Source organism: Massilia sp. Masssp93 (assembly GCF_059491295.1).
In genome coordinates this window covers 6,125,393-6,140,473 of sequence record NZ_CP168502.1, presented here as the reverse complement: position 1 = coordinate 6,140,473, position 15,081 = coordinate 6,125,393, and the positions used below count along the sequence as shown (strand labels likewise).

The following is a 15,081-nucleotide window of genomic DNA, read 5'->3' as shown; positions in this document are numbered from 1 at the left end:
TCTCACTTTTCCGGCGCCACCTTCCACGCGTCCTGCCAGTACCCGTGGGCCAAACTGGCGCCTTCAAAGGCACTGGTTTGAGGTGCCGGCCCCCCATACACGGTTGCCCTTGAGAGCTCCCGGTTGAAGCTGACGCAGTTATGTTCTCGATGAGTGCATCCAGCGCAGCTGCCCCCCTCGTCCTCGCAGATTGGGTCATAGACACACTCGCGTCCTGACTGCACTGCGTCCCATAGCCAAGTGTTCAAACGTTGTTCGAACAGGGTAGTCAAACCACCAATCTTTGTTTCAGCGTGACGATTAGCGTAAAGGATGAACGACAGTGAGCCAGGGATGAGGTATTCGCCAACGCTAGAGGGTGCAAAGCCACTCCACTCAATGCGCCGCAAGAAGAGATGGCTCATGGTATGCAAGAGCGACCGGACAGCCACTGCCTCCAACTGGCCATACGAAGGCTCATGTGGTGCTTGGCGCAGGCCTGGCACCTCAGCATACAATCGCGCCCACGCCTGCTCTCGAGAAGCCGGTATGGTGCCGGCAGCCACACCGTTCTGAATCAGCCAGCTATAGACCTTCACGGGGTCAAGCTCAAACCAAAGCGCTTCCGTTTCGGCAGTAATGGCATAGACGGGGATGCGTCCGCGCTCATCCACGGGAAACGGCGTAATAATCGTGCGCGAGGGGTCTCGCGCAGTACGGGTGTACCCATACGCGCAAAGAGCGAGAGGAAAGTCGTTAATCACTCGAATACTGTTGATTCCGAGCAGTTCGGTCGCCTTACGGTGCCCCTCTTCGATGTCGTGCGCACCAGCCTCATCCCCGGAACCCCTAAGCATTCTGGCCACGTCCGCAACGGTACCGATGTCCGATTTATCGAGGAGGGTAGTGTGTTCGATTAACCAGCGACGAGGAGCACCGGTTGCTGTTACCTTGCAAGCCTTGAGCAACTCGTTGACTCGGTCAATCTCGGCTTGGCCCTTTGGCTTGCGCTTCTTGGTGTCATATTCGAGTACGACCGGATTGTTCGGGTCGAACTTGCGAAGCTGCTCTACAAGTGAAGCGGTCATGTCCGCATCCTCCTGCGTACCTAAACTCGCGCGCTCGCGCATCGTTTCAGGGACACTGTCGCGCAGAAGCCCCCACGTCCTCGCAAGCATGAGTTGCAATGAGTCCGGCGCCTCACGAAGCTTCTCCTGGCTGTCCTCAGGGAAGTTTACAAATGCCACAGTGTGTGGAATGTACAGTGACGGGTCTCCCGTCGGAACGACACGAAGATATTTCTCAGCGCGCGGGCCCGGAGGAAGAGAATTGTTGTAGGCGCATTTGCAGGGGGTCATACGCAGCGCTTGGACGTCCGTCTTACACTTCGCACAGTACCACCGTGCCTGCTTAACTCGACCAGGGTCGTAAAACGCGAGGTCCGTGGTGCTGCCACAACCGGCACAGCGTTGCGAGGGAACGTGGAGCTCCTCAAGTCTGCCACAGTTGTGTGCTTGGACGTAGCGCATCTGGTTCAGATAACCGCCGCAGCTACAGCGTCCCGAGGCGGAGGCTCCGCGTTTCAAAAGGTCCGTGAACTTCCCAGTACGGGCACATGTTCGGCAACGAAATACCTGAGGATAGGGTGTGAAACGCACCTCCCTCGGGGAACCAACAGCATAGAAGGACCGACGTGACACGTCGCGCGTATCCGGAAATTTTGTGGCAAACGCCGCGGGCCACATGGCTAATGCGTCCGCCATCGCGTCGAAGAGAGCGTCACGGTTAACGTCAGTGTCGCCGAGTGCTACTTGCGTTACCTTGCAAAGACCATAATCGTCGTGCTCAAAAATCGCTTCCGGCAAGTGGCGGAAGAGGACTTGCGTCTGACCTCGTGAGAATCCTTTGTTAGCCATATTCAGTCCTTGGTCTTTTGAACGAATGTAAGCAGCCGCGAGTCGCAGTGGTCAGGCCAAAAAGGGACGCCTGCCTCGACGTCGCGTAGGCTTGTCATGGGAGCAGGCCGTACGGCGTCTTTGACCTTTCTCTCAGTGCTGTTTCGAATCGACATCTCTACACGGTCGAGCTGCTTGGCCAGCACCTCGGTCAGCGACCTCTCGAGCCGCTCGTCGTAAATGCCGTCTCCAAGGGAGTAGGCCTTCCTGAGCTCATTAATAAAGTCTTTGCCCAATACGTTGAGCAGGTCAACCACATCGGTTCGGTTGTTCAGTTTAGAGTTGCCGGTCTGAGCCGTATGCACTCCATAGATGACGCCGAGGGCAACGCCGGGTAAGGTTCGCTCAGCCGCGTACTTAGCGAATCTGTTAACCGGCACAGGAGACACCATTCGGTCCAGGTGCTGGTGGTACTCAATGAACCTGTGGTAGATGCTGTTGGCTCGCAACGAGAATCCGCTTAAGACGACCACGACTAAGCCAATATGTCGCCGACCGCTTCGACTGGAGGCCTGAATGTATTCAGCAGTTTCCTCGGGAACACCGTCCATCGTCATTAAGTTGACCCGCTCGAGGTCGACGCCGTGGCTAATCATGTTCGTCGCGACCAGAGCATCAAGGAAACCGTCATCGGTCCAATTGGGAGGACTTTCAACTCGGTGGACAACGTCAGCGACCTCGGCACTTGATGAGCGGCTGGAATGGTATTCGACATTAAGGTCTCGAGCACCAGGCCTAATCTTCGACGCCACCTCTTCCAAGGCCTGCCGAACCCGGGAACCCTTGGCCAAGCTCCCGACGTAGTTCAAAGTGGTCGAGTAATGGCGCAGGAGCGCATCGACATCCTCCGATGTCTTTGCGTCTTTTAAAATTGCCAAGGCGAGATGCGGATTTGCAAACAGCCGGCCAATTTCAGTGTGCAGAATTTCGGTGCTCAACGCGGACGCGTCAGCTGGCGATAGCGATGGACTCTTGAACGCAACAAAGATTCGAGCGGTCTTTGGTTGACCTTCCGTGTCCTGGTCAGGGGCAGCGTAAAAACTGCGCATGCGGTCGTAGCCCCTACCTGGAAAGCGTCGTGCAGCTTTTACGCCATAGAGGTGCCGCACTTGATTTTCGAAGCCTTCGATAGTGGCCGTCGCTGCAATGACCTTCGACGGCAACCCCCCTACCGTTTCTTCACAGTAGCGGATGAGCGTCTCGTAGTGCCCAGAAAAGGCTCCGAGCTCCTCTTGCAATAGGTGTAGCTCGTCCTGAATGTGAAGTGCGGGCGCAGGGTCATAAGGCTTGACTTTCCTGCGAAGCTTCTTGTCTATCTTGCAGCCGTACGCTGAGCACCATTCTCCAAAGCCATAACCGTGCTCTGGACACTTCCACTTGGCCCCGCCCCACAGCAGACCGAACTTCGGCTGCTGGCCGACGGTCGCCATCTTGTCGATAGTGCCGACTACGAGCGCAGGCAAGTGTCGATACACCTCATCGTCGGACACATCCAAGGGCAGTTCCGCAGTACAGGTCGTGCAGATATGGCGGAAGCGGATTGCCGCGACATCTGCCTCGGTTTTGACTGTGCCGCGCCCACCGCACGCTGGGCAATCGGGTACAGCGCGAACGCGCTCGAGGCTATCTTCCGCGGTGAGGTTGCTCAGATATTCAGCCGTTAGACTGTTGGGGGTCGTTGTGCTACCGACAAAGTAACCGAGGCGCAGCGGTGCTGACTGACTGGCTTCATCGCCGAGGATTAGTTTGCGCTCCGTCTCCGTCTCCCAGACGACACGCATGGCCCGCTGAAGTTGTTGGATGCTTAGCATGCGCAACGGAAAGCGCAGCCAGGCCGTCATGCCGAAACGCTTGGTCCGCAGCCGGTCGTAGAGCATGGCACAGCATGCTAACCCCAAGTATGCTTCCGTCTTACCGCCGCCAGTCCGGAACCAGAGCACATCGCCCCAATCCAAGGCGTCACTCCAGTCTCGCTTCGTTCCAATCGGAAACTCCCCTTGGACGTGGTTCTCGCGGACTGCGAGCGCCGGAAGTTGGGTGACGATGTAGACAAGCTGGAAGAGCCGCCATGCGTCATAGCCGTTCGCCAGCTTGCCGAAGACACGATTCGCCGCTTGGAAGGCACGAAGCAACCGCTCATCGGCCTGTAACGCCGCGATACCGCATGCAAAGCGACGAATCTCGTCCTTGAAGCCGGCATGGTCACGGCGACATTCGGCCAAAGCTGCGTCATCCAGCGTGAGCTCGTTGTCATCGATAATGCGCTTTTGCCAATCCCGTTCGTATTCGCACATCGAATCATAGACAGCCTGGAGCGTTTTGAAGGGCGCTTCGTCGAGAGCCGCAAACTTTGCCGGCACCACGTCGCGCGTCATGATGCGAGGCTGTTCGAAGACAGCCAAGGCCGCCGTGCGAATCGAGCCATCCTCAGGCTTCGTAACTACGCTGGTGTTGTGGCCCACAGCCCACACGCGGCGGTCGTATTGGTAGTCTTGAGGGACTGGCAGGATTTCTATGGGATGAAGCGCTCCACCACTGACCTTGGCTTCGATGCGGACGTCGCTGATAACCTTGAATGCATCTTTTAGTCCTTTACCTTTCGTCAATGGCGGCGTTTCGGGTGTCTCGTTCTTGAAGTAACAGCCAATGCGAACCTTTCCGTCGAGGCGCGCGACTGCCCGCACTTCCAGCGAGGCCTGCAGCTGCCATTTATCGACATCGAAACTGTGGACTCGCGCTGCCAAAAATGCTTTGAACGCTTCGGGCGTCTTGATGTCGGCCTCTGACACCTTTGGTCTGGTGGCCGGCAGGACGCGTTCTGCATCGGGACGCTCAAAGGCACGTTTCATGGCCTGGTCCAACACGTGTTGTACCGCGCCGTTGTCGTTGAATATGCCGCCCGTCGCCGGAATCTTCAGTTTGATGTCACACAGCTCTAGGGGCCATCGCTGCACTACCTCGGCAAGAGGCGCCCCAGCAGACGCTCCCGCGTCCAGAACATTGGTCTGTTCAGCGAAGTCAGGGAGGTGCTTTGTAAAGATGCAGAACTGAGTGCTGAGGGCCAATTCGACAATTCCTTGCGCATCGGGCTGAACCAGAGCTTCAAAACCAATTGCCGACGGAGGACGTCGTGTCCCCTCCCGGTCGTCGTTCTTTTCACTGGCCTTCGGGTCTTCCGGCTCAGCAGGAGCGTTGTTTGAAAGCGTGCTCACCTTTGCGTTGGCAGAAGTCACTGAAGCCGGTCGCGCCTCGGCAGAGGAGCCGCCAGAGGACTTTGTTTCAACGACGCTATCCGGCAGGGCCTCAGCTTCCAATGCTGCGGCATCTATTTCAACAGGGGTGTGCTGCTGCTTCGCGGGCCCGATGACCCCTAAATGGCACCAGTCCAAGGGGTGCACATTCGTCCTTCGGACGCTATCGCGTCCGGCAAGCCTCTGCTCTAGCACTTGTACAAAATGCCGCGAGATGGCGAGCTCGTCGCGGTACGTGGGGCTGTAGCCGTTCTTGTTAGCCATCGTGACTCCTTTAAATATCGGAAACTGAACTAACCTCTAACACTTCTACGGCAGCGAACACGTCCCCAATGGCTGCATCTAGGCTGCGTGCACTAGCGAGAGCTTCTTCGTACCCAGAACCGGTCACAACCGCACGGAGGAATTTTCGAAGAGCACGGCCGAGCTTTCGATTTCGTCCTCGTTCGTGCTGGACTGCCTTGAAGGCACTGTTCATCATCAGCGTCGAGTTTGCGTAGGCGTCGATTTCAGCCGCTAAAATCTTGAACTCTTCGAATTGCTGTGGGGCAATGACGTAGTCTTCACCGTCTCCGAACCAACTGATGAACGTGCCGTAACTTGATGTAAGACCCTTCGATACCAGCCTGTCGAACAACTCGCGTTTACTATCGAAGCGCGCGAGGAGATGCTCTTTGGCCTTGCGCCAAAGTTCTAGGGCGGCACGTTCACTTTGCGGTAGCCGCAAATTAACAGCGTCGGAAAGTCGCTGGAAAAGCCCTTCATACTCGCCGTCGACAAAAGTGATGACTTGCCATCCGACACGGACGTCCTTCGCCGAGTGACGTTGAATGGTTGACGTCTCAGATAGATAGACGTCCACCTTTTGGGTTCCGTAAAACTGACGCCGCTCACCGTTGGTGAAACGTATTTCGGTAGTCCCTCCCACTTGTCCTGAGGATGCGTAGACTGTAGGCGCGTGTCCGTCGAACAGACCAGAACCTGAATCACTTGCCAGCGCGTCGATGTCAATTTCACCGGAGACTTCTGCTGGCATCACCAGTGAAACCGGTTGCCCGTTGGACTTACGCACGATGATGGCAGGCGGCCGCGCGGCAACTCGTGCTCGTGAAGACTTCATGGGACGAAACCCATATGGCTCGAGAAACCGCACTCGCTCGTCGTCTGTTAGCCGAGGAGCCCAAGCAGCATGAAGCCTGAACTGGTTACCGCGCTCAATATCGATTTCGTGCGGATAGAGCAGCTCATCAATGCGCGCCGCCGGAAACACATCGAGGTAGCGGAATTGATTAGTTCTCGGAGCAAGTAGTACCGTAGGACAGACATGACCTTCGGCGACCAGTCGGGCCTCACGACTGCCAGTCACGAACTCAACTCTGCCCGAGGCAACCGCTTCCGAGAAACCGCCGACAACGGCCTCCAACGCAGGCACGAGAAGCGTCATTTCCGCTTCTGAGCTCGTGACCACACGGAGAGGTGCTGGCGACACGAGGAACGTCTCCAAATTGGAAGCTAAAGCCCAGAACTTTGCGGTTTCCTCGCGACGTAGCAGCGTTTCGTATGCAGCTTTGAGCGTTGTCACAAGTTGGGGCCAGGTAGTGTCCCACGCAACGTTTCCATGTCCGCTGATTGCGTTCAATTCGTCTATGCGCCGCCGCAAATTGCCAGACCAGGTACGACCCGCCACCTCTTCCAACTGTCCAAGAGGGACGGCAACCTGGCGCAGTCTGTTGTAGACTCCCCAGCACTGGCGAAGACCCGGATAGCTTCGCCCATCGGCCGCTCTTGCCGCAGTGCAGAGCCACCTATAGACGTCCGCAAGTGCCTGAGCGGATTCGTCGTCGGAATCACATATCCAAAGGAACCGGTCAGCGGTCATATGCGGCGCCGGGTCCGCGGCCTCGACAACCGTTTCAGCGTCACATTTCGCCTGCGGGTCCCACATCCACAACTGCAGCTTTGAAGGATAACCACATGCTGTTAGTGCAGCGTCGGTGGGCGGCGGAGACACAGCTATCCGCAAAGACGTGCATCCCGAGGCTGCACGCATCAATTCTGGCAGCTGAGCGAAAGTGTTGGGGTGAGAAGCGTCGATGACCACCGCACCAAATCGTCGTCCCTCCATTGCCTTTTCTAGCCAGCCTGGATTGGCCAAGAATATCCTTGGCTTCGACGACTTGGCTGCGGTATATCGGCTAAGCGTAGCCACTTCCCAGATGTCAGTAAGGCGGAGCCCCTTGCCAATCTGAAGCTGTTCAAGTTTTGTTTTGCCAACAGAAATCGCTTGCGTCACTAGGACGATGTCGCCGCGCAGGAGGTGGTGGACTTCTAGCGGGGGTAGGGCACTTTGCCCGTTTGCGTGTGCATGGTCACCAATGAGCAGTGCGGCGACGACGTGACGGGCAATCGAAGCGTTTGCCTCCGGCACGGCGAACAGCAAGTTTTGCTCGCCTGGTCGCAAGGCTGCTCGAACTGCAATGGCCCCGGTGACCTTTTCGAATGCCTGGGCCTCCTGCGGGAGAACGGCTCGATGCAAAAGCGCGTCAGTAACGCGCTGTGTGGATAACTGAATCGCGCCGTCCCACATTGCTACTTTATGAGGCGAGTGCGGGTACCAAGCCTGTCGAGATGACTGCGGTACTTGGCGCCGATGTCTATCGAATCGCAGGCCGCTACGCAATCGGCAAGCGCTAAGCCCATGGCTGCGAGGTTCTTTTCTGCAGTCGACTTCGGAGTGAACTCTAGGGAGAGGCTAGGTAACAAAGGGGTGTCTGCTGGCGCGCACTCAATGACTAAATCGTGAAGCATCGCCTCAACGTTACGTTTGCAATGGTCAGCATCGTTTTCAGACAATACGGCGGCAAGTGCTGTCACCTTCAACCCCGCTGTTGCAATCGCGCCAGCCAGTGCGCGCCAAGCAACAATCTTCTTGTTGTGAAAGGTAAGAACAACCCGACCTTCTGTTTTTAGTGTACGGCGGCTTTCGGCCAAACATGCAGCAATCGTCGCCTCGTACCCTGCAGTGGACGTACCTCGTATGCTGTTCGGCACAGCTTCGGCGTCTTCATTGACCGTAACATTAGGGTCGTAGACCGACAGCCAAACGTGAAATAGTCTTGCCAGTTCACCATACTGCACGTCATCGAAATATGGCGGGTCGGTCACCACGACGTTAATAGACCCAGTCTGAAGGGCCTGTTTCGCGCTACTTCCAGTGGTGACAAGCACGTCCCAATCAGTCTTCATGCGTCCCCTCCGGCCCGGCACTGTCGTGACCACTCTAGGCGGATGGGCGCGGGACTCGATGAGCCACTGCAGTGCTTGACCAGTTGCTTCCAATCGACGAGGAATCGTGCCCCGGCCAACCGGGGAGAGAAGGTTAGACTCAACTGCTAGTGTTGTTTGAGTGTACCGATGATTGGCCATTCCTTCGAATGGCTTCAGGTGGAATCGGTCCCATCTGCTGAGGAACGCCGGCATCTCGGCCGCGCCAAGCAACGCGAAGGCGAGGCGGTCCTTTACAGCTCCAGAGCATTCCAATGTGGCAATTGCGCGCAATCCGTCGATAAGAATGTCGGCCTGTCGACGCGTGTACAGGTCACCCCAGGTCTTGAAGTCGTTATCTAAGAGTCTGTTTGTCTCTTTTCCCGGAGGAATGCCCGTCGCAAGTGCAGGATGGGCTGCCGATGCCAGCTGGATTTCGACAGGGTCCCCCTTTGACACTGGTCTGAGGACAGCGCGCAGGTGCCCCTTAATCGTGGTCAATTCCTGTACGAGCACAGCACGCCATCCACATGGAGACAATTCAGCATTTGAACAGTGCGGACAGCCCACAAGCTTTTGGTCCAACTGCCAATGATGGCTACAGCCATCGCAGGTGAACGAGGCGATGTTTTTTTTCCGTAGCGTGAGGGCGCCGCATGCTCTGCAACCATAATAGGCGCCGTTGTCATGGACCCCACGACTCGTCAATGAGACTAGCGCATACGGGAACTCATGTACCTTGCGCTTGCAACCTTTGCACTCTGCAATACGGACTCTGAGCACGTGTGAGAGCTCGGCCCCGTTCTGTGTCCGGTAGGCTTCTCGGTGGTGCGCAAGTGCCGTTTGCACGGTACGTGCGGCATTTGTGAGTTCATCCGCGTTGCAAATACTCAGCGCGGCAGCCAACCCTCTCGCAGGCCAAGGGTACAAGTCCTGAGCATACGCCTTTACCCCGCGCCTCGTGGCCTCAAACGTAACCGTGCCCCCACCGCTGAAAGGGTCTGAAACTGTGAGAGACGGTCCGTACTGTGCAATGGCTGCGTCCAGCAGCGCTCCCATCACGCTATGTGGGCGCCTTGCCCACCAGCGGTACGTGGACACTACGGGTGCATGAATCTCGCGGTTTCGAAGTTCCTTAGCAGTTCGATTGCTGATGGCACGCCAATTAACCCGCGACAAAAGGGAGGACTGTGGGGAACATCCCGGCGATATGGACCCATAGCTCATAAGCAACCTTGAAGTTGTGTTGCGGCACGCTATTGTTCTCCAATTTGTTTCCGCTAGTAGGTTGCCCTAACAGACATCTTCGGTCGAGCGCGTCTAAATATTTTACAACACGCAACTAAAAATATCCGTAGGCCATAAGAAAAATATAACGCCTCGCGCACTAGGTCGCAGCTATTGATATTAAAAAACCACAGGCCATTAAGGGCGTCGTATTTTTCGTGGCACACGCAAGCGATTACCTGTTCTTAGGCCTAGCTACTTGGGGGGCCAAACCAATTTGGGATAGCGCTGTGAGCCAAATCCATGTCGCCAGCGTTTGGGTAATGGCGAAGTAGCGCCATCGCGCGCTGACGTATGGGTTCCGGCACATCGGGCGTGTGGCTTGGACGAGTTAGTGCTAGTAGGAACTCTCGAGTCTCTAGTACAGCACGAGTACGTTCATATGGCATGGTCATGTTTGGAGCCTGACTGCGCTTAGCGCTCTGGTTCGTTGAGGCTTTCCACTCTACTTGGGCGTTACGTGGCTTGGTTCGGTCAGTGTCAACGCTAGGAGCTAGTTTGCTTGCCAGTCCAAAATTCACGGTTGATGCTCAACTGGCGGCTTCGCGAACTTGAGCGCCACGCCACGTAAGTGCGGAGTTACTTGAGAGACAGTGCGAGGTAGCCAGCTTTGCCGCTACTGGGACTGGTCTTTACCCGCAGCCCGGGAGAATTGCAGTGCTGAACAGGCCGAGCAAGCCGTTGTGAATGGCCAAGTTCGATTGTAAAGACGGCTGGGCTATGCTTGGCAATAGCCTTGGAGCCGTGGGGTCTGCTGAGCGTAGAAGGCAGCGCGCATGCGGGCCGAAGCGCTTTTGCCGGCAGAACCGGACGTGACACCAGTTGTGGCGCCGGGCGCGGGTCTGCGGCCATTGAAAACGTTTGGTAAAAATTTGACCAGCCAATAAAATTCTTTTGTGTTATCAGAGGGTTACCAGGAGAGGCGTGGTCTCAAGAAGCGCTTCCCGAAGCGCTTCTATTTACTTATCCCATTATGTGGCGTGAGCAAATAATAAAGTGTGACACTAACTAATAGAGTGTGACACTGCTCAGTAGGCCTCAGCGTTACGCGCTGAGGCCTTCATTCTAAATGAGCGTAGCAGCAAGCAATAGTACGAAGATCTCCGCGTCATCGGTACGATCGACTTGGGTGGCTTCCGATATCGCCGATTGAAGATCCGCTACGAGCGCCGCGCAGATATTCATCAAGCCTTTCTTTGTTGGCCTGCTCGCTCATCTGCTGCACGTACGTCGAACGGTTTTTAGACGTACTTGAGGATGGGGCGTCAGTATGAGCTTGCAGCTGTCCTGTCTCCTGTAGCGAACTTTCTTATTGCGAGAAGTTGTCTTCGGTTGTGACAGCCGGATTCTGTGGCAAACTTTCTTCAAAACTAGGCCGTTACACTTGGTGTAAGCCTTTGATTTATTAGGAAAGCGGTGGCCGACTTTTTATCGGTGCACACCTTATCAAACCCCGCCAGCTTGCCGGCCGTACCACTGGCCTGCAAGCTGGGCGCCCACATCGGGGTGCCAGGTTTACAGCACCATGGGCCCGCCGATGTTCCCTTTGAATATTTCCATATTCAGCGAGAAATCGTCCACGACGCCGCCGGACCTGCCGTCAACCAGCACGCTGATCGCCCGGCCGCCGCATACCCGCTTCATTTCTTCGGGCGACAGTGAGCGCACCCCTTCGACGGCTTTTGCCGCGTCGTTGAAGGGCAGGTCTTCGATAGTCAAGGTCTTCATGATAGTTCTCCTCAAGTGGTCGGAAATGGGATGGAGCGCATTTCACGCGCCCACTTGTGGATATGCATGGAGCATGCCTGTCGCGGCGTAACCGGTAGTCCGGCGTTTACACTGCTGTATGTTGGTTCCAGTCCAACAGATCGTCGAGAGTGTTGGATTCGTCGTCCTTGGCGATGTTGTCCGCTCAGTTCTTGCCGGACAGTTTGAGTGCCGCTGCGTTGAAATTGGCTTCCGCCTCGGCCTGCAATGCGGCGGCCGTGATGAGTACCGATTTCATTGCAAACCCTCTCCAAAAAAAAAACGACCCCGGATACCGGGGCCGCCCTTGCTGCGACATCACGCACGGCGCCGACTCGCGCCGGCGCGTCGCCTCAGGTCAGAACACGTACGCCGCCTGTACCCGGAAGCTGCGGCCCGGATCGAACCAGGAACGACCCATATTGCCGGGGAGCTGCTCGTTCGTCTGCTTCGTCACGGTACGCGTCAGATTGCTGGCATTGAAGCTGCCCGAGAAGTGGTCGCTGAAGCGGTAGGTGATACCCGCATCCCATTGGCCCACAGGCTCTTGCCAGACCGGCAGGCCCCAGCCCACGTCCGTCGGCTCGTTGCCGTTGGCATCCGCGCGCGCCGGATCGGCGCTGGTGCCATTGCTGCCGCTGGCGCCGTAGACACCCGTCGCCAGCAGCGTGCGGTCACGCCAGCTATAAGCCAGGCGCGCCGACACCGGACCGTGGTCGTACATGAACGCCAGGTTGAATGCGCGCTTCGACATGTACGGCAGCGGCATATCCTTGAATGGCATGCCGTTGGTGTCGCAACCAAACAGCATGGCGCTACCCGTCAGGGCGCCGGACGGGCAATAATCCGACTTGAACGGGTGATACAGTTGCTGCTTGCCGTCGATGTAGGTGAAGTTCGACGACACGCCGAAACCCTTCGCCCAGTCGGGCAGTTTGTCGCTCAGGCCAGGCAGGTGATCGAGGTAGGTCATACCGGCCAGCTCGACGCCGCGCACCCTGGCCTTGGCCGCATTGGCCGGCCCGGTGATCGTGAAGTCCATATCCTCGCCGGCGAGATCCTTATAGGTCCTCGTATAGGTTTCGGACAGGATGATGTCCTTGACCTGTTTGTAGAACACCGCGGCGGTCAGCGACTGCCCCGGATTCGGATACCATTCCAGCGACACGTCGAAGTTGTTCGACTTGAGCGGCTGCAAATTCACGTTACCGTCATTCTTGCCGGTGTAGGTGATCGTGCTGATCTTCTTGCTGTCGTTGGGGTCGTTGATCACGTTCTGCGACAGGGTGATGTATTCCTGCATCTGATCGAAGCCGGGACGGGAAATGCCGCGGGACAGCGCCAACCGCGCCTGCAGCTTGTCCGTCAGGTTCGCCTTCAGGTTCAGGCTGGGGATCACGTCGACGTGACTGGCCTTGAGATCGAGCGGCTCGTCGACCTCGCCAAACCGGGGAACGTTCGGATTGGTGGTCTGGCTATATTGTGGCTTGAACACCGTGTAGCCGTGGGCCGTCGTGCTGGTCCGGACCACGCGGGCGCCCACATTGCCCTCCACCGGATATTTCCAGTCGTCGAAGGCGAAGCGCAGGGTGCCGTGCACGGCCTGGGTGCCTTCGTTGTGCTTGCTGACGTATTGCGGATCGTTGCTGTAGCCATCCGGTTTCCAGTCACTGCCGGCCGTCGAACAATCAGTACTGCCGCCCTTGATCGCATTGTCGTCCATGCAGTTATATTTCAGCGCGGTCAACAAGTTCCGGTACGCGGCCGGTTTATCCATGACCATCGCCATGGCAGGTACGATGACCGTTGGCGGCGCGGACATCCTGCCATTGAAGAAGTCGGGGAACGTGTAGGGGACGACGGTGCCCAGGGCCGCATACTTCGGGTCGCTCATATAGCCGAAGTTACTGCGCTGCCAGCTCAAATCGGAGACGTTCGGCAACTGCCCCGCCACCTTGGTGGGCAGCACGGCCCAGTCTTCGGCGTAGGATTTCCAACCCGTCCCGGCATTCTTGTCCTTACGCGAAGAACGTTCCGTCACGCGTAAGCCAAAGCGGAAATCGCGCAGCACCGGATGATCGAAGCTGTATTTGCCGTCCACCTTCCACGCATACAGATCCGCCTTGGCCTTGTTGACTTCAGGCTGCGAAATACCCCAATAGTAGTTGCCCGCATCGGCCAGGAAAGCGCGCGTCTTGTCATCGAAAAAGTACGAGGGCCGCGAGCCGGATTCATTGATGCCGATGCTCGGCGCGAAGGTGCCGAGGTTGATCATGCCGTAATCGCCGGAATTGGTGGCGTGAACCCATTGCAGATCGTTCTGGAACGTCCAGCTTTCATTGACCCGCCACTTGAAGTTCCAGGCCAGTTCGCGCGTGCGTCCATGCACATCGCGGTAATTCTGCGTGACGTTCGTGCCGATGCCGCCGTCCGCGAACTGGTTCGCGCCCCTGCCGCCGAGCGGATGGCTCAGTACGCCCGATTGGAAGACGCCGTTGCTGTCGAACTTGGCGTCCGTGTACACGACCTTGTAGGGATCTTCGGGATCGCCGTAGTTGGAGCTGGCGGAAATGCCGATCTCGCTGTTATACGTCGTTTCGTGGAAAGCGGAATCGAAGTATGTCAGCGATGACTCCATGCTGCTGTTTTTCCACTGCAACGCCCCATAGATGCCCGTACGCTGGTTTTGTCCGGTGGTGGTGCCCCAGTCAGCGCCGACCGGCACCCACGCCGTCTGGCCTGGAATGAGACCGCTCCTCGGATAATAGACGGATTGGTTGAGCGTATCGAAGCGGTTCCTGGTTTTGTTAAGCGACAAATCCACCAGCGCGCCAAATTCGCCCATGGAGGTCTTCCACCGGTTCGAATACAAGCCGGAGAAGCCTGGCGATTTGGTCTTGCCCAGCTCGGCATAATTGCCCGAGGCGGTCAGCGCGCCATATTGGCCCTTGGCGTCGAACGGCAGCCGCGTGCGCAGGTCGACCTGGCCGCTGATGCCGCCTTCGATCAGTTCGGCCGAGGGGTTCTTGTACACGTCCACGCCCGCCATCAGTTCCGGCGGCACGTCACCCCAGCTCAATTCACGTCCAGGCCAGCCGGCCGAGAAGGATTCACGCCCGTTCAGCGTGGACGATCCCCAGGACAGGCCGCGCACCTGGATGCCCGAGCCTTCGACGTTGAATTCCAGGCCGTTCGCGGCCAGATTGGCGCCCTGGCGCGAGCGGTTGCGGTCCATCGTGACCCCCACCACCCGCTGCAGCACTTCGGTGATCGACTTGTCCGGCAGCTTGCCGGCCTCGTCGGCCACGACCGAATCAACGATCTGGTCGGAATTCCGCTTGATCGCCGCCGCGGTCTCCAGCTGCTTGCGCTGGCCGGTCACCACGACGGTGTTGGTTGCGCCGTCCTTGGCACTCTGTTCCGACGCCGGCGTCTCCGTCTGCGCGTGCGCGGCGGAGCCGCACAGCAGCGCGACCTGCGCCGCGGCCAGCGCCAGCGCGGTCATCTTGATCGGTTTCCTCACGATCTTCGTCTCAACTCTTGTCATTATCTGTGTCCTCTTGTGTATGCCTTGGTTGCCACCGTGCCGTGCGGCGGCT

Annotated in this window: 7 protein-coding genes and 1 pseudogene; all 8 read right to left on the bottom strand. The window is 57.5% G+C overall.

The genetic code is table 11. The features are described from left to right. Positions 1–2 precede the first annotated feature (2 nt). On the bottom strand, positions 3–1,067 hold the full coding sequence (locus tag ACEN9Q_RS25640) for a hypothetical protein (RefSeq protein WP_495629009.1): 1,065 nt from the start codon (positions 1,065–1,067) through the stop codon (positions 3–5). A gap of 261 nt (positions 1,068–1,328) precedes the next feature. After that, a pseudogene (locus tag ACEN9Q_RS25635) lies at positions 1,329–1,895 on the bottom strand (DUF8724 domain-containing protein); the annotation flags it as partial. Between the two features lie 2 nt (positions 1,896–1,897). Continuing rightward, the gene (locus ACEN9Q_RS25630; protein ID WP_495626493.1) at positions 1,898–5,449 is read right to left on the bottom strand and encodes a helicase-related protein; all 3,552 of its coding nucleotides are present in this window, start codon (positions 5,447–5,449) and stop codon (positions 1,898–1,900) included. 10 nt (positions 5,450–5,459) lie between these two features. Continuing rightward, positions 5,460–7,772 (bottom strand): DISARM anti-phage system protein DrmE domain-containing protein, encoded by a 2,313-nt coding sequence (locus ACEN9Q_RS25625; protein WP_495626492.1) that lies wholly within the window; start codon positions 7,770–7,772, stop codon positions 5,460–5,462. A 2-nt stretch (positions 7,773–7,774) separates the two neighbouring features. Beyond that, entirely contained in the window at positions 7,775–8,431 is a 657-nt protein-coding gene (locus tag ACEN9Q_RS25620) for a hypothetical protein (RefSeq protein WP_495626491.1), read from the bottom strand. Between the two features lie 1,496 nt (positions 8,432–9,927). After that, positions 9,928–10,125: a BPSL0761 family protein gene (locus ACEN9Q_RS25615; RefSeq protein ID WP_495628997.1), complete on the bottom strand. Its 198-nt coding sequence runs from the start codon at positions 10,123–10,125 to the stop codon at positions 9,928–9,930. A gap of 1,126 nt (positions 10,126–11,251) precedes the next feature. Continuing rightward, on the bottom strand, positions 11,252–11,464 hold the full coding sequence (locus ACEN9Q_RS25610; protein ID WP_495626490.1) for a hypothetical protein: 213 nt from the start codon (positions 11,462–11,464) through the stop codon (positions 11,252–11,254). A gap of 376 nt (positions 11,465–11,840) precedes the next feature. Further along, a complete protein-coding gene (locus ACEN9Q_RS25605; protein ID WP_495626489.1) occupies positions 11,841–14,867 on the bottom strand; it encodes a TonB-dependent receptor in 3,027 nt (1,008 codons plus the stop codon). Positions 14,868–15,081 lie beyond the last annotated feature (214 nt).